Origin of the sequence: Corynebacterium sp. TAE3-ERU2 (genome assembly GCF_019209955.1) — a bacterium.
GTDB classification, from domain to species: domain Bacteria; phylum Actinomycetota; class Actinomycetes; order Mycobacteriales; family Mycobacteriaceae; genus Corynebacterium; species Corynebacterium megadyptis.
Genome location: NZ_JAHUTL010000001.1, coordinates 161,945 through 184,270 on the forward strand (window position 1 = coordinate 161,945; position 22,326 = coordinate 184,270).

The 22,326-nt window shown below is 64.6% G+C and carries 19 protein-coding genes and 1 tRNA gene; 14 read left to right on the forward strand and 6 right to left on the reverse strand.

All coding sequences use genetic code 11. The features are described from left to right. Nucleotides 1-95 precede the first annotated feature (95 nt). From KRX12_RS00690 to KRX12_RS00700, 3 genes are all read left to right on the forward strand, one after another. The gene (locus KRX12_RS00690; RefSeq protein WP_218363788.1) at nt 96-1,892 is read left to right on the forward strand and encodes a long-chain fatty-acid--CoA ligase; all 1,797 of its coding nucleotides are present in this window, start codon (nt 96-98) and stop codon (nt 1,890-1,892) included. 90 nt (nt 1,893-1,982) lie between these two features. Beyond that, nucleotides 1,983-3,059 carry a GTP 3',8-cyclase MoaA gene (gene moaA / locus KRX12_RS00695; RefSeq protein ID WP_218365398.1) on the forward strand — a complete coding sequence of 359 codons (1,077 nt, stop codon included), beginning with the start codon at nt 1,983-1,985 and terminating at the stop codon, nt 3,057-3,059. Between the two features lie 59 nt (nt 3,060-3,118). Further along, a complete protein-coding gene (locus tag KRX12_RS00700; RefSeq protein ID WP_151529947.1) occupies nt 3,119-3,376 on the forward strand; it encodes a MoaD/ThiS family protein in 258 nt (85 codons plus the stop codon). A 25-nt stretch (nt 3,377-3,401) separates the two neighbouring features. On the opposite strand, the gene KRX12_RS00705 is transcribed toward KRX12_RS00700, so the two are convergent. Next, a complete protein-coding gene (locus tag KRX12_RS00705; protein ID WP_370625503.1) occupies nt 3,402-3,821 on the reverse strand; it encodes a molybdenum cofactor biosynthesis protein MoaE in 420 nt (139 codons plus the stop codon). Between the two features lie 64 nt (nt 3,822-3,885). On the opposite strand from KRX12_RS00705, the gene glp reads away from it, so the two are divergent. The 3 genes from glp to KRX12_RS00720 all read left to right on the forward strand — a co-directional run bounded on the left by glp (nt 3,886) and on the right by KRX12_RS00720 (nt 6,442). Continuing rightward, nucleotides 3,886-5,169 carry a gephyrin-like molybdotransferase Glp gene (glp, locus tag KRX12_RS00710; protein WP_218365399.1) on the forward strand — a complete coding sequence of 428 codons (1,284 nt, stop codon included), beginning with the start codon at nt 3,886-3,888 and terminating at the stop codon, nt 5,167-5,169. A gap of 134 nt (nt 5,170-5,303) precedes the next feature. Continuing rightward, complete coding sequence (moaC, locus tag KRX12_RS00715) at nt 5,304-5,780, forward strand: cyclic pyranopterin monophosphate synthase MoaC (RefSeq protein WP_218364333.1); 477 nt, start codon at nt 5,304-5,306, stop codon at nt 5,778-5,780. Further along, nucleotides 5,777-6,442, forward strand: coding sequence for a molybdenum cofactor guanylyltransferase (locus KRX12_RS00720; RefSeq protein WP_218365400.1), 666 nt, complete (start codon nt 5,777-5,779; stop codon nt 6,440-6,442). Before moaC ends, KRX12_RS00720 begins: the two co-directional genes overlap by 4 nt. 62 nt (nt 6,443-6,504) lie before the next feature. Here KRX12_RS00720 and KRX12_RS00725 read toward each other — a convergent pair whose 3' ends face one another. Then, entirely contained in the window at nt 6,505-7,077 is a 573-nt protein-coding gene (locus KRX12_RS00725) for a MogA/MoaB family molybdenum cofactor biosynthesis protein (RefSeq protein WP_370625504.1), read from the reverse strand. A 136-nt stretch (nt 7,078-7,213) separates the two neighbouring features. On the opposite strand from KRX12_RS00725, the gene modA reads away from it, so the two are divergent. Genes modA through KRX12_RS00740 form a run of 3 tightly spaced genes read left to right on the forward strand, consistent with a single transcriptional unit; the run spans nt 7,214 to nt 10,766 of the window. Continuing rightward, nucleotides 7,214-7,981 carry a molybdate ABC transporter substrate-binding protein gene (gene modA, locus KRX12_RS00730; RefSeq protein ID WP_218365401.1) on the forward strand — a complete coding sequence of 256 codons (768 nt, stop codon included), beginning with the start codon at nt 7,214-7,216 and terminating at the stop codon, nt 7,979-7,981. 23 nt (nt 7,982-8,004) lie between these two features. Further along, entirely contained in the window at nt 8,005-9,996 is a 1,992-nt protein-coding gene (locus KRX12_RS00735; RefSeq protein ID WP_218365402.1) for an ATP-binding cassette domain-containing protein, read from the forward strand. An 11-nt stretch (nt 9,997-10,007) separates the two neighbouring features. Then, a complete protein-coding gene (locus tag KRX12_RS00740; RefSeq protein WP_218365403.1) occupies nt 10,008-10,766 on the forward strand; it encodes a metalloregulator ArsR/SmtB family transcription factor in 759 nt (252 codons plus the stop codon). Between the two features lie 111 nt (nt 10,767-10,877). Here KRX12_RS00740 and thrB read toward each other — a convergent pair whose 3' ends face one another. From thrB to argS, 4 genes are all read right to left on the reverse strand, one after another. After that, nucleotides 10,878-11,801, reverse strand: coding sequence for a homoserine kinase (gene thrB / locus KRX12_RS00745; protein ID WP_218363794.1), 924 nt, complete (start codon nt 11,799-11,801; stop codon nt 10,878-10,880). A 5-nt stretch (nt 11,802-11,806) separates the two neighbouring features. Further along, on the reverse strand, nt 11,807-13,144 hold the full coding sequence (locus tag KRX12_RS00750) for a homoserine dehydrogenase (RefSeq protein ID WP_151529940.1): 1,338 nt from the start codon (nt 13,142-13,144) through the stop codon (nt 11,807-11,809). Between the two features lie 167 nt (nt 13,145-13,311). After that, complete coding sequence (gene lysA / locus KRX12_RS00755; RefSeq protein WP_218365404.1) at nt 13,312-14,664, reverse strand: diaminopimelate decarboxylase; 1,353 nt, start codon at nt 14,662-14,664, stop codon at nt 13,312-13,314. A 161-nt stretch (nt 14,665-14,825) separates the two neighbouring features. Next, entirely contained in the window at nt 14,826-16,484 is a 1,659-nt protein-coding gene (argS, locus tag KRX12_RS00760; protein ID WP_218365405.1) for an arginine--tRNA ligase, read from the reverse strand. A gap of 337 nt (nt 16,485-16,821) precedes the next feature. Here argS and KRX12_RS00765 point away from each other — a divergent pair, with 337 nt between their 5' ends. The 5 genes from KRX12_RS00765 (at nt 16,822) to KRX12_RS00785 (ending at nt 22,243) form a co-directional block, all read left to right on the forward strand. Then, nucleotides 16,822-18,495, forward strand: coding sequence for an L-lactate permease (locus KRX12_RS00765; protein WP_218363797.1), 1,674 nt, complete (start codon nt 16,822-16,824; stop codon nt 18,493-18,495). Between the two features lie 537 nt (nt 18,496-19,032). Further along, the gene (locus tag KRX12_RS00770; RefSeq protein ID WP_218365406.1) at nt 19,033-19,818 is read left to right on the forward strand and encodes a (Fe-S)-binding protein; all 786 of its coding nucleotides are present in this window, start codon (nt 19,033-19,035) and stop codon (nt 19,816-19,818) included. Next, complete coding sequence (locus tag KRX12_RS00775) at nt 19,815-21,362, forward strand: lactate utilization protein B (protein WP_218365407.1); 1,548 nt, start codon at nt 19,815-19,817, stop codon at nt 21,360-21,362. Before KRX12_RS00770 ends, KRX12_RS00775 begins: the two co-directional genes overlap by 4 nt. Nucleotides 21,363-21,364: 2 nt before the next feature. Further along, nucleotides 21,365-22,009 (forward strand): LUD domain-containing protein, encoded by a 645-nt coding sequence (locus tag KRX12_RS00780; protein WP_218365408.1) that lies wholly within the window; start codon nt 21,365-21,367, stop codon nt 22,007-22,009. A gap of 161 nt (nt 22,010-22,170) precedes the next feature. Further along, nucleotides 22,171-22,243, forward strand: a tRNA-Arg gene (locus KRX12_RS00785). The last annotated feature ends 83 nt before the right edge of the window (nt 22,244-22,326 follow it).

Here is a 22,326-nt window from a genome sequence, read left to right on the forward strand (position 1 = left end):
TCTCCTGCGAAGAGGCATCGCTTGGTTTGTGCCATGTGGGGTTGGGCCCGCGATCAGACACAAGTGTGTCGCGCCGAACAGTTAAGCTAGACCCTATGCGCAGCACCATGCACGATATCCCCCTGTCCTTGGCGCGAATCCTCACCTACGGCTCCACCGTGTTCGGCGACACCACGGTCACCACGTGGAGGAATACCGGCCCCGAGACCACGACCTTCGCGGACATCGGGTCCCGTGCCGCCGCTTTCGCCCATGCCCTGCGCGATGAGCTGGGAATTGACGGCGACCAGCGCGTGAGCACCTTCATGTTTAACTGCGCCGAGCATCTCGAAGTGCTCTTCGCCACCTCGTGCATGGGGGCGGTATTTGCGCCGCTGAATAAGCAGTTGATGCACGATCAGATTCGTCACATTATTAATCACGCCGAGTCGCGGGTGATCGTGGCGGATCCTTCTCTCGCCGCGCCGCTGGGCTCTATCCTGCGCGGCTGCCCCACCGTGAGTGCGGTGGTGTTTATCGGGCTCGAGGACCACGAGCAGCTACGCGCGCTCATTCCAGAGCATCTGCCCGTGTATTCCTATGAGGCGCTGCTCGATGGGCGCTCGGCGCACTATGACTGGCCGGAATTGGATGAGACCACGGCGGCGGCCATGTGCTATTCCACCGGCACCACGGGGGCGCCGAAGGGCGTGGCGTATTCGCATCGCTCTCTATATATCCAGACCCTGGAGTTGCGCTCCTCCGATGCGATGGCGATTGCCCACGGCGTGCCCTTTTTATGCTGCGTGCCGATCTATCACGTGTTGAGCTGGGGTGTGCCCGTCACCGCCTTTATGTCTGGCACCCCGCTGATCCTGCCCGGCTCCGATGTCTCGGCCCCGCGACTGGCGGAGATTATCGAGACCTGCCACCCGCGCATGGCGCATGGGGTGCCCACCCTGTGGATTTCCCTCATGGTGCATTATCTTTCCCACCCGCCGCAGCGCATGAGCCTCACTGAGCTATTCGTCGGCGGCTCCCCCGTGCCGCCGGTGCTGATCCAGCTGTGGGAGGAACGCTATGGCGTGGATGTGGTGCACGTCTGGGGCATGACGGAAACCTCCACGGTCGGCACAGTCTCGCGCCCACCGGTGGGCGCCTCCGGCGAGCGGCGCTGGCTCTATCGCACCTCCCAGGGCCGTTTTTCGCCCTCGGTGGAATTCCGAGTGGTCAACGATGGCGCTATCCAGTCCTCCACGGACCGCAACCAAGGCGAGATTCAGGTGCGCGGCAATTATGTGACCGAGCGCTACTATGACTCCCCCACCGAGCATGGCGAAAACCCTGCCTCGGTCTTTCGCGGCGAACCGGTGGATCATGCCGCAGAACAGTTCACCGAGGATGGCTGGTTAAAGACGGGCGATGTGGGCTCGGTGACCAAGGATGGCTTCCTCACCATCGAGGACCGCGCCCGAGACGTGATTCGCTCCGGTGGCGAGTGGATTTACTCGGTGCAGCTGGAAAACATGGTGATGGAACACGACGATGTGGTCGAAGCCGCAGTGATCGGCTACCCCGACGATAAGTGGGGCGAGCGCCCCCTGTCGGTAACGGTGCTGCACCCAGGCGTCGATCCGACCCGGGAGACGGCGGAGCGGCTGCGCGATAGCCTGCGCGAGCGCCTGCCCCGCTGGATGCTGCCCGAGTATTGGACCTTTGTCGAACGCATCGACAAAACCAGCGTGGATAAGTTCGACAAGAAGGATCTGCGCATGCACCTGCGCGATGGAGATTATTCGGTGATCAAGCTGATCGGCCCCGGCGCCTCCACCCCGCAGGACAGTACCCACCGCGCGGAGAACACGGAGGATAGCGGGACCAACGAGGGGCAGGATCCCGCAGCGCAGCGGTGACCGTAGCGGTGATCGCAGCGGTGGCCGCAGCATAAAACCCAAGGGGTGTGCTGGCATCACAGTCGGTGTATCTATACTCTTGTCTGCACCATGAACAATGACGCTGCCCCTCTCTCCCCTCAGCGCGAGGCCGCATCCGAGCCAACCACCCTGCTTTTGCAGGATAGGTTCGGCCGCACGGCCCGCGATCTGCGTGTGTCGTTGACCGATAAATGCAATTTGCGTTGCACCTATTGCATGCCCGCCGAGGGGCTGAATTGGTTAGCTCAGGAAAAGACGCTCACCGATGAAGAGCTGTGTCGCCTCCTGCGCATTGCGGTGGAACGCCTCGGCATTCGTCAGCTGCGTTTCACCGGCGGCGAGCCCCTGCTGCGCCGCTCCCTGCCCGAGATCATCGCTTTTGCCACCAGCTTGCGCACCGATGAAGGCCGCGCCCCGCTCACCGCGTTGACCAGCAATGGGCTCGGGCTAGATAAAAGGGCCGCTGAGCTTGTCGACGCTGGCCTGAATCGGGTGAATATCTCCTTGGATTCGCTCGATCGCCACCGCTATCACACCCTCTCGCGGCGCGACCGCCTCGATGATGTGTTGGCCTCCATCGACACCGCACTCAAGGTCGGGCTCACTCCGGTCAAGATCAATACCGTGGTTATGCCCAACTCGAACGAAGGCGATATTCTGCCCCTCGCCCACTTCGCGGTGCGCACCGGCGCTCAGCTGCGCTTTATCGAACAGATGCCCCTCGGTCCGCCCGAGAAATGGGATCGCAACATCATGATCACCGCCCAGGACATCCTGGACACGCTCGCCGAAGACTTCGAGCTGACCGCCTCCTCCACGCCCCGCGGTTCCGCCCCAGCCCAGCTGTGGCATGCTGTAGAGCGCCAGCACCCGCATCACTCTGGGGAGATCGGGGTGATTGCCGCGGTGACGCATCCCTTCTGTGGCGACTGCGATCGCTCGCGACTGACCGCCGATGGCTTCATGCGCAATTGCCTATTCTCCCGCAGCGAAACGGACTTGCGGACGCTGCTGCGCTCGGGGGCGAGCGATGAAGAGATCATGGCCGCCTGGGCTGAGGGCATGGCGGAGAAGAAAGCCGGCCACGGGATTGATGATCACAGCTTCATCCAGCCCCAGCGCCTCATGTCCGAAATCGGCGGCTAAAGATACGCCGCCGCCCTGACCCAAATCGTGTGATTGTCTCAGAGGAGAACCCGCCCGTGATGTCTGATGTGAATGTTCAGGTTCGTTTCTTCGCCGCCGCCGCAGATGCTGTGGGCCGCGAGCACATTACCCTGCACCTGCCGGCAGAGTCGGCGGTAGCCGATGCGCTTGCCGCGCTGCACCGCCGATTCCCCACCGCCGCGCCGGTGCTGGCGAACTGCGCGGTGTTCATCGACGACCACCTCGAGGCGGATGAATCCCGCCAGCTGGCGACCGTAGAGAGCATGGATCTGCTGCCGCCTTTCGCCGGCGGCTAAAGTAGTGCCGCTGCCGAGTTAAGGCTTAAGCGCAGTTCGACCACTCATAGCTGCCATCGGCGAAATACTGTTTCTTCCACACCGGCAGACGCAGCTTGACGGCGTCGACAAGCGCTGCGATGGCGGCAAAAGAGTCCTGCCGGTGCGAAGAGGATACCGCCGCGGCGAGTGCCACGTCCCCAATGCGCAAGGAGCCGGTGCGGTGATAAACGGCCAGCGCGTGCAGATCGAAGCGCTCGGCGATGTCGTCTGCCACCTCGGCGATGATGCGTGAGGCGGCCGGATGCGCGGAATATTCGAGCGCGCTCACACTATGGCCGTGATCGTGATTGCGCACCCGCCCATCGAAGGTGACCACCGCACCCGCCTCGGGGCACGCGACCGAGGCATGAACCTCGACCATATCGATCGGCTCGGTGCACATTCCGGAACTGGTGACGGCCAAGGGGCATCCTTTCTGCACTGCGGCTGACTCCGCTGCTCATCGCTACTCGCTAGACTTGCCTACTATGCCACAGATTCGCAATGTCGACGATCACCTGCGCGCCGTCGTCGAACTCGGCCAGCGCTACCTCACCGCCACTGCTGCATCCACCGAGACGCGGGCGACGGAAGACTGTCGCGGCCGGGTACTCGCCACGGACCTTTCCGCCCGCTACCCCATCCCGGTGTTTCATAACTCGGCGATGGACGGCTTCCTGGTGCATCACGCTGATCTCAGCGACGGCAGCACCACCCTGCCGGTGGTCGCGGATGTGCCCGCCGGCAGCGCCCCGCACACCCCGCGCCCAGGCGAGGCAGTACGCATCATGACTGGCGCCCCCATCGATCTCAGCGGCTCGCCCGCAGAGTCCCCGCTGGCCGTGGTGCCGGTAGAGGCCTCGGATATGCCCATCGGGCGCAGCGACTGCCCCGCCGAGGTGCGCCTGAACGGCACGGCTGCTCCTGGCCAGCACATTCGCGCCGCCGGGGAAGATGTCAGCGTCGGACAGCTCGTACTCACCGCGGGCACAGTGCTCGATGCCGGCGCGATCGCCACCGCGATCTCCATCGGCTACGCCGAACTCAGCGTCTACCGCCTGCCCACCGTGGCAGTACTCTCGACCGGCGATGAGCTCCGCGGCCCCGGCGAAGAACTCGGCCCGGGACACATTCCCGATTCCAATGGCCCGATGCTGGCGGCGCTAGTTTCCGCCCTCGGCGCCGAATGCATCCGCGTGCACAGCAGCTCCGATTCCCCCGCAGAATTCGAAGACACCCTGCGCTCGCTGAGCGAGCGCGCCGATCTGATCATCACCTCCGGCGGAGTCTCGGCGGGCTCCTTCGACGTAGTCAAGGAAGTACTCAGCCGCCACGGAGTATGGTTCGGCCCCATCGCCCAACAGCCCGGCAAGCCACAGGGCCTCGGCATGATCCACGACACCCTCATCACCTGCCTGCCGGGCAACCCGGTGAGTGTCTACGCGTCCTTCCACCTCTACGTAGCTCCGCTCATTCGGCTACTACGCAGCAGAGCGAGCACCCCGGATCACTGGGATCTTCCCATCATTCACGCCACCGCTGGTGGGCACTTCCCCAGCGATTCCCGGCGCGCCCGTTTCGTGCCCGTGTGTCTGGAGCGCGAGGGCTCCATCACCGATGCGACGGTGCGGGCGGTACCCGCCCATGATCGCGGCCTCGGCTCACATCTGATTAGCTCGCTCGCGATCGCCGATGGGCTTGCGATCGTCCCACCCGGGGCAGGCGATATCACCGACGGCGCAGCTGTGTCGGTGCTCAGCACCCGGCTCTAGAGGGCTATATGCCGGCGGCGGGTGCCGGCGAGTACGATTCGGGCGCGCGCCACCAAAGTCCACCTTCGGGCGCGCGCCACCGTGCTTTTATCCACGACTTAAGTATTTTCCAAGGACGTTTCATGAGCAAAGATCTGACTTTCACCCACCTCAACGAGGCTGGCACCGCCTACATGGTGGATGTGACCGCCAAGAACCCCACCGTGCGCGAAGCTACCGCCTATGGCGAGGTGGCGTGTTCGGCCGAGGTGATGAGTGCGCTGAGGGATAACCGCGTCCCGAAGGGCGATGTGCTCGCCGTGGCCCGCATCGCCGGGATCTCGGCGGCAAAGAAAGTGCCCGAGCTTCTCCCGCTGGCCCACACCATCGGCGTGCACGGCTGCTCGGTGGAGCTGGAATTGCAGGACGACCACGTGGCTATCACCGCCACGGTGCGCACCGCTGATCGCACCGGCGTGGAGATGGAGGCACTCACGGCAGTCTCGGTGGCGGCACTCGCCGTGATCGACATGGTGAAGGGCGTGGATCGTTCTGCCTATATTCGCCGCAGTGCGATCATCGCCAAGTCAGGTGGACGCTCCGGCGACTGGTCCCGCGAGATTCCCCAATGAGCGCCCAAGTCGATGTGATTCTGCTGGCCGGGGGCCGCGGCAGTCGCATGGGTGGCCGCGATAAAGCCACCGTCGAGGTGGCGGGCCGCCGGCTGATCGATCACTGCCTCGCCACTATCGAGGCGATCGCAGAGCCCGCGGCCATGTGCGTGGTCACTACCCGCCCTGTGGAGCTGCCGGAGACTATTCTGCGCGCCACCGAGCGTCCCGCCTTCGCTGGGCCGGTCGCCGCTATCGCCGCGGGTGCGCAGCGGCTACGGGCGGATCGCACGCCGAGTCCCACCACGCTTGTTCTCGCGGTAGACGCGCCTCACTCCGCCCAGCTCTATCCGCAGCTGGCCGCGGCACTCACGGCACCCGCAGCCGGTGGCGAGAATGCGGCAGAGCAGGCGCACACAGCCCACAGCGCGGACACAGCGGGCGGAGATGTCGCTCTGGTGCGTAGTAGCGATGGCCACCGCCAGCCTTTATGCGCTTTGTGGCGCACCGCCTCCCTAGAACAGGCGGTGGCAGCGGTAGAGGAATGCGCCGGGGCTGCCGTATCGGCGTTAATGAAGAATCAGCGCATCATTACTGTGCCGGGAGATGGCTCCGAACGCGACTATGACACGCTCGCCGCGTTGGAGGAGTTTCCGCCGGCGGCCGCCCAGCGGCACGACTAGCGCGCGGCCGGCGCGAGGCGGCGCGGGGCGAGCCCAGCCCCAGTGCCGATAGACGCAAGCGGCTAGTGGTGCTCCTGGTTTTCGTGCTCGCTGCTGCCGTCCATTTGATCCACAATGTGGCTCAGCAGCGGGCCCACCACGGCCAGCACATCCTTTACTCCGCCGCGCGAACCCGGCGCGTTGACGATCACCGCGGGACGCTGCCCAGAGCGGCGGGCGATGCCCACCAGCCCCCGCGACAACGCCGCCAGCGGAGTCTTCTCTAGCCCGCGCAACAGAATCTGGGTGGAGATTTGGCGCAGTTCCACATCGAGCAAGGGTGCCGTCGCCTCGGGGGTTAGATCCCGCGGCGATACCCCGGTGCCGCCGGTGGTCAGCACCACCCGCGCGCCTGCCTCGATCGCCGCGATGATCGCGCCCTGCACCGAGTCCACACCGTCTTCGACGACCGTGATCTCCTCCACTGTCACCCCATGCGAGCGCAAACCCTCGCGGGCGATGGGGCCCGAAAGATCCTGCCGCTGCCCGCGGGCGCAGCGATCGGAGACGGTGATCACCGCGCCGGGGATATCCGGCATGGCGGCAATGGGCTGGGGGCTGTGGTGGGTGTGCTGATGGGCAGTGTGTTCAGTCACGATAGGGTGGCTCCTCATGCGTGTCGACGGCGGCGGTGGCAGGCGGCGTTCAGGCTGCTGCGTAGTGCCACTGTAGGTGATGCCTCAGGTGTGCGGGCAGCGCGGTCGCCCGCGGGACGCTGTGTACCATATGTGCATGCGTAAAATCCTGACGACGTTGAGTAGTGTGTTCGTCGCAGCCGGCGTGCTCAGCGCCTGCTCCTCCCCCACAGATGTTCCCGGCGGAGACGCCACCCAACTCGATGTCTTCGCTGCCGCCTCGACGCGGGTGCTCAATGATGACTTCGCGGATCTCGGCTCCGAGCTGGATAGCCCTGCCGAGTTGGTGATTCACAACGCGGGCTCCTCGGCGCTGGTACAGCAGCTGGTCGATGGCGCGCCTGCGGATGTGCTCATCACCGCCGATGAGCGCACCATGAACCGTGCCGTCGAACAAGGCGTAGTCGATAGCCCCGAGATCATCGCCAGCAACTATCTGGTGTTGGTCGTCCCCGCGGATAATCCCGGCGAGATCACCGGTTTCGATGAGTCCCTGCTCGATGCCACCGTCGTGCTCTGCGATGAGCAGGTGCCCTGCGGGGCAGCATCAAAGACGCTTATCGACGCCACCCTGCCGTCCCTTCAACCCGCATCGCTGGAGTCGAATGTGACCGATACCCTGGGCAAGGTCACCTCGGGCGGGGCCGATGCCGCGTTGGTCTACGCCTCTGATGCAATCGCCGCCGGCGACGCCGTGCGCACCTTCGAGATCCCCGGTGCCGAGGCGAGCCCTAACCGCTATCTGGCCGCTGTGGTTGCGCGAAGCGAGAAGAAGCCAGAGGCCGCCGCCTTTGTCCGGGCGCTGCATAGTAGCGCCGCCGATGAGGCGTGGTCCCGCCACGGCTTTAGCCCCGCCAGCTCCTAGTTTTTCTCGCAGAAGTCATCGCGATGCCTGCCGCACTTACTCCTGCCCGCACCCGCCAAACCCTTCCCATCATCGTGGCCGCATGGTGTGGGCTCTGTGTGATTATTGCCCCTGTGCTCACCCTGCTGTGGCGGGTGCCGTGGAGCCGGGTGCCGGAGATTGTGCGCGAACCCGCCACTCGGGAATTGATCGGGGTGACGATCTCCTCGGCGCTTTGGGCCACGCTGATCTCCACTGTCCTCGGCTTGGCGGTGGCGCTGTGGGTGCACACCTTGCGGGCTGGGCGCACGATCACCCGATTGCTGGTGCTGCTTCCCTTGGCGTTGCCGCCGGTGGTGGGCGGCATGGCGCTGACCACGCTGCTCGGGGTCTACGGGGTGGGCGCACCGCTATTGAATCTCTTCGGGCTGCGCTTCGCGTTCGCCTTCCCGGGCGTGGTGGCCTCGCACGTATTTATCGCTATGCCCTTCGTGGTCATCACTATCGAACAAGCCCTAGCCCAGCTGAGTCCCCGAGTACAGTCCTCGGCCCGCTCGGTGGGGATGAGCACGGGGGCGATCAACCGGCACATCCTCATCCCCACGGTGCTGCCGGCGCTTGCTAGCGGGGCCGGTTTGGCCTGTGCCCGCTCCCTCGGCGAGTTCGGCACCACCCTCACCTTCGCCGGCTCTTATCCTGGAGTGACCCGCACCCTACCGATCGGTATTTATCTCGAGCGGGAGATCGACCCCGAACGCGCCCTCGTTTTGGCGGCGGTGCTCATGCTGCTGGCCGTGGCGGTGCTCGGGGCGGCACTGGGCGGGGCGGCTCTATGGCTGCGGCCGCGCAGCGCCGGGAAGGCCCACCAGGCGACGCTCGGCCCGATCGATGCCACTGCCCTCTCCAGCCTCACCGCCCCCACCGAGACAGCCGCAGCGCTGAGGATCGGCGAGGGCGTACACGCCACCACCTTCCCCCAGGCCCGCACCACCGCGCTGGTCGGAGAAAACGGCGCGGGCAAAACCACCTTGGCGCGCATGATCGTCGGCGAGCTCCATGGCACCCGCATCCAGCTGGGCGAGCGGATCCTCGACCCGGCAGGTACCGCAGGCACGGTGGTGCCGATGCAGCAGCGCGGCATTGTGCTTCTCACCCAAGACCCCGCGTTGCCGCCTAGGATGCGGGTGCACCGAGTGCTCACTGTGGTCTGTGGCAGCGCCGAGACCGCCACCCAGCTGCTTGCCGCGGCGGGGATTGCGGAGCTCGCGGAGCTGCCCATCGCCGAACTCTCGGGCGGCCAACAAGCCCAAGTGGCTCTGCTGCGCGGCCTGGCGGCTCGCCCACATACGCTCATCTTGGATGAGCCCATGGCCGCCCTCGACGCCGCGAGCGCCAGCCGCTGGCGGGCAGTACTCGAGGCCTGTGCCCAGCAGCGCACCGTACTCCTCATTAGCCACAACGTGGTCGATATCGCCACTCTGGCGCACTACGCAGCAGTCCTCGAGGCCGGCGAGGTCACCGCCTTCGGCGATGTGGAAGAGATGATGCACCAGCCACCGACTGAGTTCATGGCGTATCTCGCCGGCCTCAACCGGCTGCACGCCACGGTGGTCTCGCACAGCTCGGGGCTGGTGACGGTGCGCTGTGCCGGGCAGCTGATCGACGCCACCACCCAGGACCACACAGCCCCCATGCCCGAGAGCCACACCAGCCCGCTATCTCCAAATAGCGATGTTGCCGTGCTGCTCGCCCCCACCGCTGTGAGTATCGCCCCCAGCGACACCACCGCGCGGACCTCGGCGCGCAACTGCCTTCACGGCACCGTCGTGGCCTTGGAACACAGCGGCGAGCAGGTCAGTGTGCACGTGCGCGTGGCCGAGAGCACCCAGCTGCTACGGGCCGCGGTGACCGCGCGCAGCGTCGCCGAGCTGGGGCTGAAGGTGGGCAGCACGGTCTGTTGCACCTTCAAAGCGCTGGCCACCTCGGTGCACCCCATGCCCCGCACCGAGCGTTCTCAACGCCGGCGCGCCGAGTAAACTACTCCACCATGCCCACCCCGCACGCCGAGTCGTCCCGCCCTGCGAGCAGCCCGTCACCAGGTCCCGCGCCCACCCGCGCGCTTTTCGACGATTCCCTGCCGCTGAGCGCCAAACAACGCCTCGTCCTCGAGGCGGTGCGCGCCCACAGCGATGGCGCCAGCATCTCTGCCTTGGCATCCGATACCGGCATGCACGTCAATACTGTGCGCGGCCACATCGATGAATTGCTCGCCCGCGGCGCGGTGCGTAGTAGCACCACCCCAGCCACGGGCGGGCGGGGCCGGCCCAGCTTGGTGATCCACGCCCGCATTCCCGATTCGGCGGAGATCAGCACTGAGCAGATCGAGCTGGTCAATGAGCTCGCCCAGCTCTTGGCCTCAACCGCCGATACCTCTGCCGCCCACCGCAATGCGGTGCAACTAGGCCACCGCTGGGCGCAGCGAGTCGGCTACGGCGGCGAGCACTGCACGGACTACGCAGAACAGGTAGCAGCGCTAGTGACCCTGATGCGTCGCACCGGCTACGACCCCGATGAACCGCAGGAGGATCCCGCCGCGCCCGAAACGCGGATCATCTCTTTGAACCGCTGCCCCTTTGTCTCCGAGTCCACCCAACCCGATCCGCTGGTCTGCTCAATCCACCACGGCTTCGCCCAAGCCGCGCTGGGCACCGTCGCCGATCACCACACCACCTTGAACCTGGTTCCCTATGTGCGCCCGGGCCAATGCGATATTCGGCTGGACTGCGCTCCTCTACAGCAGAGTTAGCACCCACTGACGCAGCGAGCCCCGTTGTTGCTGCGTCTGCTTCGCAGACACAGTTCACAACGGGGCTTTATGGCGCGTCGAGAAGCCAGCAGCTTCCGCGCCCATATGGTTTTAGGAGCGCTCGACGCGCACCGGACCGGCTACCGGCAATTCCATCACTTTCAGCCCAGAGGCGCGGGCGTCATCGAGGATGGCGGCCTCGACCGGCTCGGTGGAGAGCACCATCACGGTCGGGCCGGCACCGGAGAGATAGGCGGCATAGCCGCGGTTGCGCAACCGGTTGACCCATTCGGCGGTCACGGGCAGCACATCGGCCCGGTAGGGCTGGTGCAGCCGGTCGCGGGTGCCCTCCCACAGCAGCTCGGGATGGTGCTGCAGGGCCATCACCATCACCGCGGTACGCGAAACATTAAAGCGGGCGTCAATGTGGGTGACATCCGAGGGCAGGACCTTACGCACAGCATCGGTGGAGGCGTGGAAATCCGGCACCAAGGCGGTGGCCTGGATGGACTCGTGCACTGGCAGCGACACCGCATGATATTGCGGCTGGGTGCGCCCGTCTACGGGAATATCGGTCCACGACACCACCGCGGCGCCCAGCACGGAGGCCGCGGCGTTATCGGGATGGCCTTCGAAAGCGGAGGCCAGCTGCACGATCTCGGCGGCGCTGAGCGGCTCGCCGGCAAGCCCATTAGCGGCACACACTCCCGCCACGGCGGCAGCCGCAGAGGAGCCGAGCCCACGCGATTGCGGAATGTTGTTATGGCAGCTCACCTTCAGCCCAGGCGCACTCATCCCCGCAGCGGCGAGACCGCTGCGCAGCGCCTTCACCACCAAGTGGGTTTCGCCGCGCGGCAAATCGTCCTGGCCTTCGCCGAAGATCTCCACCTCAAGCCCTGAGGAGGTGACCTCCACCTCAACGGTGTCGTATAACCCCAGCGCCACGCCGAGCGTGTCGAAGCCCGGGCCGAGATTGGCCGAGGAGGCGGGAACGGTGACGCTGACCCGAGTGCCGGGAACCAAGTCCGTCGCCATGGCCTTTAGCGTCCTTCCAAACGGATCACGCTGCGGATGGTACGCACAGCGTCGAGTTGCTTGATGGCATCCACGGTGGCGGCCAGATCCGCCTCGGTAGCGGAATGGGTGACCACGATCAGACGTGCATGGTCCTCGAATTCCTCCTGGCGCACGGTGCGGATCGAGATCTTGCTCTCGGCGAACTTGGTAGCGATCTCGGCGAGCACGCCCTCCCGATCCTGGACTTCCATATCCACGTGATAGCGGGTACGCACATCGCCGAAACTGGCGATGGGCAGATTGGCGTAGGTGGACTCGCCCGGGGCGCGACCGCCGTGCACCTTGTTTCGAGAGGCGCCCACGAGATCACCCAGCACCGCGGAGGCGGTGGGCGCACCGCCGGCACCATTGCCGTAGAACATGAGACGACCAGCGGCCTCTGCTTCGACGAAAATGGCGTTGAAAGACTTGTTCACGCTGGCCAGCGGGTGCGAACGCGGGATCAACGTGGGGTGCACGCGGGCGGCGATCTCCTCCACGCCCTTATCGTTGGTGAATCGCTCACACACGGCCAGCAGCTTGATGATGTAGCCGGCATCCTTGGCGGCCGCGATATCGTCGGCGGAGATATCGCTAATGCCCTCGCAGTACACATCATCCGCGGTGACGCGGGTGTGGAAAGCCAGGGAGGCCAGGATGGCGGCCTTGGAGGCGGCGTCGTGGCCCTCAACATCAGCCGTGGGATCGGCCTCGGCATAGCCCAAGCGGGTGGCTTCGGCGAGCATGTCGTCGTAGTTCGCCCCCGTGGAGTCCATGCCATCGAGGATGAAGTTGGTGGTGCCGTTGACGATGCCCATCACCAGCTCCACCTGGTCGCCGGCGAGCGAGCGACGCAGCGGGCCAACCACGGGGATAGCGGCGGCCACAGCGGCCTCGAAGTACAGGTCCACGCCAGCGGCATCGGCGGCCTCGGCGAGCTCGGCCGAGTGGGCGGCGACGAGCGCCTTATTGGCGGTCACCACGGACTTGCCGGCACGCAGCGCGGCCAGAACCAGCTTGCGGGGGTAGTCGATGCCACCGATAACCTCCACCACAATGTCCACATCGTCTCGGTTGATCAGAGACATAGCGTCGGTGGTGAGCAGATCCCGGGAGACGGCGTCGGCGTGCTTCTCAATATCAGAGACGGCCACGCCCTTCAGCTCCAGCGGGCCGCCGATGCGGTGCTCGAGAGCATCGGCGTCCTGCTGCATAATGCGCAGCACTTCGCTTCCGACGGTGCCGTGCCCCAGAATCGCGACGCCAACCGGTGAGCCAGCGCCCTTCCCAGGCTTGAAGGTTACGGGTGCGTTCTCAGACATGGATCGATATTCCCCTTAAGAATTATTTCTGTCTGTGGTCGGTGTTGGGCGGGTAGCTACAGCATCCGCGCTAGGCGGGCGCAGCGTGAGGCAAGTATAAACCTCCGCCGCCGCGATCGCCGTGGGTGTGTCCCAGGCCTCAAGGCCGCTGGGTGGGACGCTACGGGCTAGGCGCCGGTGGTATTTTCCAGCGCCAGGATGTCCTCCACGGTCTCACGGCGCACCATGAGCTTGGCTTCGCCGCCGCGCACGCTCACGATCGGCGGGCGCAAAAAGGCGTTATAGCGGCTGGACATCACATAGCAGTACGCGCCGGTGGCGGCGATGGCGAAGAGATCACCGCGCCGCAGGTCATTCGGGTAGGAGGCCTCATTGATCAGAATGTCGCCCGACTCGCAGTGCGCGCCCACAATGCGGGTGCTGATGTTCTCCCCCTCGGCAAAGCGATCGACTAGGCGGCCATCATAGGCGGCGCCATAGAGGGCGGGGCGGATATTATCGCTCATCCCGCCATCGACGGCCACATAGCGGCGGGTGGTGTCCGCGTCCACGTGCACGTCCTTGACCGAGCCCACCTCATAGAGGGTGACGGTCGACGGTCCCGCGATAGCGCGACCCGGCTCCACCTTCACCGAGGGCGCAGGGATTCCCAGCTCGTCGGCACACTCGGCCACCCGACCGATCAGGTCGGCGGCCACCTCGCGCACATTGAGCGGCTCTTCCTCTTCGGTATAGGCGATGCCATAGCCGCCGCCGAGATCCAGCACGCGCAGCTCTGCGGTGTCCGCAGCGGGCAGCTCATCATGTAGTTGCTTGAACAGCCCCAGCACGCGCTCGGCCGCCACGGAGAAGCCATCGGCGTCGAATACCTGGGAGCCGACATGGCAATGCAGGCCGATAAGGCGCAGGTTTTCGGCGCGCACGGCCGCACGGGCCGCCTCCATGGCGGAGCCAGAGGCGAGGGAGAAACCGAATTTCTGATCCTCGTGCGCGGTGGCGATGAACTCGTGAGTGTGGGCCTCCACGCCGGGCTTCACGCGCACCAATACATCCTGGACGTGGCCGGAGGCGGCGCTGAGCTCATCGAGTAGTTCCAGCTCGTCGGCGTTATCCAGCACCACGGAGCCCACCTTCTCGCGAATAATGGCGCGCAGGAAGGCCACGGACTTGTTATTGCCGTGGGCGGTGATCCGCGCCGCGGGGAATCCGGCTGCGAGCGCGATCTGCAGCTCTCCGAGGGAGGCCACGTCCATGCATAGCCCCTCCTCATCGACCCAGCGCGCCACGGTGGCGGTAAGTAGCGCCTTCGATGCGTAGTGCACGTTATGGCCGCCGCCGAAAGCCTCGGCCATATCGCGGCAGCGGCTCCGGAAATCGTCCTCATCGATGACATAACACGGGGTGCCATAGGTTTCCGCGATCTCGGGAAGCGGCACACCAGCAATGGTGACCACGCCGTCGTCTTGGCGCATGGCATTACGCGGCCACACGTGGGAGGGAATGCTGTTGAAGTCGTTCATCAAGGGGGCTCTTTTACTTAAGTAGTTTGATCAGCGGCATACACGCCCACCCCACCACCACGCCGACATCCCACCGCACGGTGGGAGGCAGCGAGGTGGCGTCGATAAGCGATCGCGGCCACCTGCGGTCGGGAGTTCGTGGTGAACGAGATTACCCTACGCTACATGCGCTCCGGCGCGGTGACCCCGCACAAACCGAGCGCATTGCTCAACACCTGGCGGCTGGCGGCGGCCAAGGCTAGGCGCGCGATGTGCAGCTCGGTGGTCTCCTCGCCGGCCTTGGGCAGGATCTGGCAGGTGTCATAGAAACGGTGGAAGGTGCCGGCCAGCTGCTCGGCATAACGGGCGATTCGGTGCGGTTCGCGCAGGTCAGCGGCCGAGGCGATCGCAGCGGGGAACTCGCCCAAGGTGCGGATGAGATCACCCTCGCGCTCGCTATCGAGCACCGAGTAATCGATATCGGCGCCCTGCAGGCTCACACCCAGCTCGGCGGCCTTGCGCGCAATCGAGCACAGGCGCGCGTGGCCATACTGCACATAGAACACCGGGTTATCCGAGGAGCGGGAGGCCCACAACGCGAGATCGATGTCGAGGCTCTGATCTACCGAGGAGCGAATCATCGCATAGCGGGCGGCATCTACGCCCACGGCCTCTACCAGATCATCGAGGGTGATCACGGTGCCGGCGCGCTTGGACATGCGCACGGGCTTGCCATCGCGCACCAAGTTCACCAGCTGCCCGATGAGCACTTCCACCTGTTCGGGGCGATAGCCCAAAGCGGCAGCGGCGGCCCGGAGCCGGGAAATGTACCCGTGGTGATCAGCGCCGAGCATGTAGATGCACAGGTCATGGCCGCGATCAATCTTGTCGGCCACATAGGCAATATCACCGGCGATATAGGCGGCATCGCCATCGGATTTGATGACCACCCGGTCCTTATCGTCGCCGTAGTCGGTGGACTTCAGCCACCACGCGCCATCGGCTTGGTACAGGCTGCCATTATCCTTCAGCGTCTGCACCGCCGCATCGACGGCCCCGGATTCGAAGAGGGAGTTCTCGTGGAAGTAGACATCGAAGGTGGTGCCGAACTCCGCCAGCGAGGACTTGATGTGGGCGAACATCATCTCCACACCATGAGCGCGGAAGGTTTCTTTCATCTCCGCCTCGGGCAGCTCGAGGGCATCCGGCACGCGGCGCAGCACCTCGGTCGCGATCTCGGTGATGTAGTCGCCGGCATAGCCGTCCTCGGGGGCGGGCTCATTCTTAGCCGCGGCGATCAAGGAGTTGGTGAATCGATCGATCTGGCGACCGTGGTCATTGAAGTAGTACTCGCGGGTCACCTGGGCGCCGCTGGCCTCGAGCACACGCCCCAAAGAATCGCCCACGGCGGCCCAGCGGGTTCCACCCAAGTGAATGGGGCCGGTGGGATTGGCCGAGACGAACTCGAGATTCACGCGCTCCCCCGCGAGGGTATCGGCGTGGCCATAACGCTCACCTGCGGCGAGGATCTCGGCGATGATCGCGCCCTGGGCGGCGGCGTTGAGGCGGATATTAAGAAAGCCCGGCCCGGCGATCTCAGCCTCGGAAATGCCCTCGTGCTGTGCCAGAGCCTCGGCCAGCCACTGAGCGAGCTCCCGAGGATTGGCCCCCGCACGCTTGGCCACCTGGAGGGCGAGGTTCGTGGCGTAGTCACCGTGCTCCGGATTGCGCGGACGCTCGACGGTCACTGTCTCAGGAAGGACAGAAGAATCGAGGTCGTGCTCGGCAAATACGGATTCCGCGGTGCGTCGAATTAATGCAGCAAGATCGGCAGGTGTCATAGCGGATCAGTGTATCGCATACCCCCATTTGCTCCACCAATTTCTTCACGAACCTCCAGCGTAACCTTAAAAAATCCTGAAATGAGACACAGAGCACCTCAGCTTATTTTTGGATTCACGACATCCTACGTAAGAATGGTTGTGAACATCACATCCCACCTGTGGATGTCTCATAGAACCAGTATCGGTGTGCAGAACTTCACACTGCGAGTGCACTACTGGCCCACATCCGAACACGCGCCGCACCACCCCTCGGCGGCACGGGCCAGCAGCAGAGAGGCATGTTCTGAAGCGATACAGCAGACACACACAGGTCCACCACACTTAAGGAGTTGCGGTGAACAATACATTTACCGTGGTCACTGATGCCGTGGGAGGCAGTCTTGGCCTCTCTGCTTTAGTAGCAACCATCCCCCTGGTCACCTTTTTCGTGTTGCTTCTCGGCTTCAAGGCCCGAGCACACGTCTCCGCGGCGGCCGCCACCCTAGCTGCGATCCTGGTAGCCGTCTTCGGCTTCAGCATGCCCACCGAACTCGCCCTGATGTCCGCCCTCCGCGGCGGCATCTTCGGCCTTCTGCCCATCGTCTGGGTGATCGTGATGGCCATCTGGTTCTACCAGATCACGGTGGCCTCGGGCCGTTTTGAAGACCTGCGCCGCACCTTTGACAAGCTCGGCGATGGCGATGTGCGCATCCAAGCCATCCTCATCGCCTTCTGCTTCGGCGGCCTGCTCGAGGCCCTCGCCGGCTTCGGTGCCCCCGTGGCCATTACCGCCACCATGATCCTCGCCCTCGGCGTGAAGCCGCTGCGTGCCGCCACCGCCGTCCTGCTGGCCAATACCGCGCCGGTGGCCTTCGGCGCCGTGGCTATTCCGATCACCACCGCCGGCGATGTAGCCGGCCGCACGGCGGAGCAAACCGCCAATATCGCCGCCATCGTCGGCCACCAGGCCCCGCTGATCGCCGTGTTCGTGCCCGTCATCTTGCTCTTCATCCTCGACGGCATGCGTGGTGTGCGCGAAGCATGGATCCCCGCCTTCGTTATCGGCGGCGCCTTCGCTATCGCCCAGTGGGCCACCTCGAACTTCTTTGCCTACCAGCTCACCGACGTGGTCGCCTGCATCGTCTCCCTCGGCGTGGCCTTCGTCTTCCTGCAATTCTGGACCCCGCGCGGCATCGAGGAGCTGCGCGAGCGCATGGACCTTCCCCCGGCCGCAGTGGCCGAGGAGCTGCCGGCCCGCCGCGTCGGCATGGCACTGCTGCCCTATGGTGTGGTCACCTTCGTCTTCGGTATCGCTAACTTGGGTTCCACCATCCCCGAGGCACTGAAGTCCATCGCCATCAGCGTGGAGTGGCCGGTACTGGCCGATCGCTTGGTTAATGCCCAAGGCGATCCGATCAAGTCCACCTACACCTTCGCGATCATCGCCAACCCCGGCAGCCTGATGCTGATCTCCGGTCTGATCGTGGCCGTGATCTACGCCATCTTCGACGAGAATGGCACCTACCCACTCAAGGCCGGCCAGGTGCTGCAGGCCTTCACCGACACCGCCTATCGCATGCGCTGGTCCGCCCTGACCATCGTGCTCGTGCTGGGGCTGGCCTATGTGATGAACTACTCCGGCCAGACCATTGCCATCGGCGAGTTCGTCGCCTCGCTGGGCGGCGCCTACGCCTTCCTCGCCCCCACCTTGGGCTGGGTGGGCACCGCTGTGACCGGCTCCGATACCTCCGCCAACGCCCTCTTCGGCAAGATGCAGGTCACCGCCGCACAGCACGCTGGACTCAACCCGGATCTCATGCTTGCGGCCAATACCTCCGGCGGCGTGGTGGGCAAGATGATCTCCCCGCAGTCGCTGGCGATTGCCGCCACCGCCGTGAAGATGGAAGGTCGCGAGTCCGACATTTTCAAGTCCGTGGTTCTGTGGTCCTTCGGCATGCTCATCGCTGTGTGCACCATCGTCTACCTGCAGACCAACGTGCTCTCCTTCATGGCACCCGTGGTTCCCTAAAACCACTGCGGCGCTTATCGACGTCGTCCCGCTGCCGCATCCACCCTCCTCGGCACCGGTGCCCGCCGTGCTGGTGGCGGGGCCAGGAGAAGGCGTCGATAAGCCGCAGCACCGCATGGAAGTTAGGTAACGCTCAGCTTCTTACCCCCGTTGCCCTGTACTCGGCAACGGGGGTTTTCTCCATCCCCCTCTCCCCCACCTTGGGGTCAGCCGGCCATCACAGCTCCAATTAGGAAACACGAGTGTTTCTTAAATATATGCAGGTGGACCGGCTTTTTTAGAAGCGCGATCGGTTCACATTCTGAGCAGATTTCGGGTAGATTAGACATATCCGAACGTAGGATGTGTCGGTGAAAGCTGACGCCGCCGCCGTTCGTTCGCGACGTGCAACTACCCCCTCACCGCGTCGGCCTCTTGACTTTGGCACGTCAAGCAGTCCAGAGCGGTAGCCCCGCCGCGAGCTCGACCTCATGCCACTCGATGTAATCGCCATTGTGCGCCAACAATAGTTAGCCAACATTAGTTAAAGGAGCGTCCGTGCGAGTCGCGATCTTTACCACCTGTATCGGTGACATTCTCGGGCCGGACATCGCTAAGGCGACCGCCCTGATTTTGTCCCGCCTCGGCCACGATGTTGTGGTCCCCGATAAACAAACCTGCTGCGGCCAGATGCACATTAACACTGGCTACCAGCGCGAAGCCGTGCCACAGATTGAAAATTATGTGGACGCCTTCTCCGATCCCTCTATCGACTGCATCGTCAGCCCCTCCGGTTCCTGCGCGGCTGCGGTGCGTCATGAACACGAGCGGATCGCAGATCGCTATGGCTCCGCGGCGCTGCGCGATGGGGCTGCAGGCACCGCCAAGAAAACCTATGAGCTCTGCGAGTTCCTCACCGATGTGGAGCAGCTCGAAAACGTGGGCGCATTCTTCCCGCACCGCGTGACCTATCACAGCTCCTGCCACTCCCGTCGCCTGCTCCAGCTGGGCGATCGCCCCTACCGGCTCCTGCGCGCCGTGGAGGCCATCGACTTGGTGGAGCTGCCCTCCTCCGAGGAGTGCTGTGGCTTCGGTGGCACCTTCTGCGTGAAAAACGCCGAAACCTCGGCCGCGATGGTCAATGACAAGACCCGCAATATCAAGTCCACCCTCGCCGAATACGTCACCTCCGCGGACTACTCCTGCCTGATGAACATCTCCGGCACCCTCTCGCGCCAGCACAGCGGTATCCGCAGCGTGCACATCGCCGAGATTCTCGCCTCCACCAAGGAGCACCCGTGGACCCCGGATTCCGCCGCTTATACCAAGGAGTTCATGCTGTGACCACCTTCCTCGGAAACCCCACCGTTCCTCCGACAGCGCCCGAAGGTGTCGGCTACCTGCGCGGCTCGCGCAGCTTCCAAAAAGGCGCCCACGATGGCCTCTACAACGCCACCCAGCGCCGCAACCTCTATAACGCCACCCACACCATCCGCAATAAGCGCGCCCAGGTCGTGGAGGAACTTCCCGACTGGCAGGATCTGCGCGAGGCCGGTTCCGGTATCAAGCGCGATGTTGCCTCCCGCATGCCGGAGCTGCTCGAGCAATTCGAGGCAGCCGTCACCGCCCACGGCGGCCACGTGCACTGGGCCCGCGATGGCGTCGAAGCAGGCCAGATCGTGACCGATCTGATCAAGGAAACCGGCGAAACCCACGTGGTCAAGATCAAGTCCATGGCCACCCAGGAAATCGGGCTCAACGATCAGCTGCGCGATGCCGGTATCACCGCCCGCGAGACCGACCTCGCCGAGCTCATTGTGCAGCTGGGACACGACTTCCCCTCGCACATTCTGGTGCCCGCCATTCACCGCAACCGCGCCGAGATCCGCGATATCTTCGTTCGCGAGATGCCCCACACCGACGACTCTTTGCCGGCTAACCCGCCGGAGCTCGCCGAGGCCTCCCGCGTGTTCCTGCGCAAGCAGTTCATGGAAGCCAAGGTGGCCATCTCCGGCGCCAACTTCGGTGTGGCCGAGACCGGAACCGTGAGCATCGTCGAATCTGAGGGCAATGGCCGCATGTGCCTTACCCTGCCCGAGACGCTCATCTCGGTGATGGGTATTGAAAAGCTGCTGCCCACCTTCCAGGACTTCGAGGTATTCCTGCAGCTGCTGCCGCGCTCCTCCACCGGTGAGCGCATGAACCCCTACACCTCGCTGTGGACGGGCGTGACCGAAAATGACGGCCCGAAGAACTACCACATCGTGCTGCTGGACAATGGCCGTACCCACGCGCTGTCGAACGAGATTGGCCGCGAGGCGCTGAAGTGCATCCGCTGCTCGGCCTGCCTCAACGTCTGCCCGGTGTATGAGCGCGCCGGCGGCCACGCCTATGGCTCCACCTACCCGGGCCCCATCGGCGCGATCCTCTCCCCGCAGCTGACCGGCATCATCGACCACAATGACCCGAATGCCTCGCTGCCCTACGCCTCCTCTCTGTGCGGCTATTGCTTCGAGGTATGCCCCGTCAAGATCGACATTCCGGCCGCGCTGCTGGAGCTGCGCCACCAGAAGATCGAAACCGATAAGCCAAAGATCGAAGGCGCCATCTTCGGCGCCATGGGTCTGGTGTTCGGCAACGCCAAGATTTGGAGCCTCGCCACCAAGTCGGCCTCTCTGGGGCGGGTCCTGGGCGGCTTCAATAAGAAGATCACCCACATGCCGAGCTTCCTCGCCGGCTGGACCGATGTGCGCGACACCGCCGTGCCCGCCAAGACCTCCTTCCGCGACTGGTTCAAGTCCGAGGAGGCCCAACAGTTGCTCAAGGACGCCAAGCGCGAGGGGCTGCCCGCCGCCGCTCATGCCGGCACCGACGAAGAGGAGAAGTAGCCATGTCTACGCGTAACGACGAGGCCAAAAAGGAGATCCTCAACCGCATCCGCAACGCCCAGAAGCTCTCTAATGTGCAGACCGGCGGCTACGATGTGGTGCGCAACTACATCACCGAGCACGATTATCCGCGCGAGGAAATCAAAGAAGTGCTCATCGATCGCCTGCTGGACTACAAGGCCATCGTGGAGCAGAGCACCGAAGCAGAGCTCGGCGCCACCATCGTGCGCCTGCTCGAAGAGCGCGAAGCCAAGGACGTGCGCTATGCGCCAGGTCTGGACGCCAGCCTCTTTGAGGGCTTCTCCGGCAGCGCCACCCCGGACGATGTGACAAGCGATCCCCGCCTGCTCGACTCGGTGGATGTGGTGGTCACCGACTCCCACACCTCCTCCGCCCAGACCGGCACGATCTGCCTGGAATCCAATGAGACCAACGGCCGGCGCGCCCTCACCCTGGTTCCGGACTGTCACATCTGCATCGTGCGCATGGACACCGTGGTCTACGGCGTTCCCGCCATGATCAGCCGCCTCGACCGCCATCGCCCGATCACGATGATCTCCGGGCCCTCGGCCACCTCCGACATCGAGCTCAGCCGTGTCGAAGGTGTGCACGGCCCCCGCACCCTGATCGTGGTGCTGGTGGACTAGACGCACCGCCCTGGGGCCCGGCAGCCGCCTCCACGCGCCACCCGCTGGGCCCCACTCTGCTGCGTAGTAGCACCTCCGACCCAGGTTTTATCGCACGGCAGGGATAGTGCTAACATACGTACGGTGCATAGCAGCGGGTAACTGCTACTACGCATATTTTTGCCCCCGTAGCTCAGGGGATAGAGCATTGGTTTCCGGTACCAAAGGTCGCACGTTCGAATCGTGTCGGGGGCACAGAAGAAGGGAGGGGCCGCAGCGATATGCTGCGGCCCCTCCCTTTTGCCCTGCGGCCGCTCCCACCGGCGGCCTTCGCACAG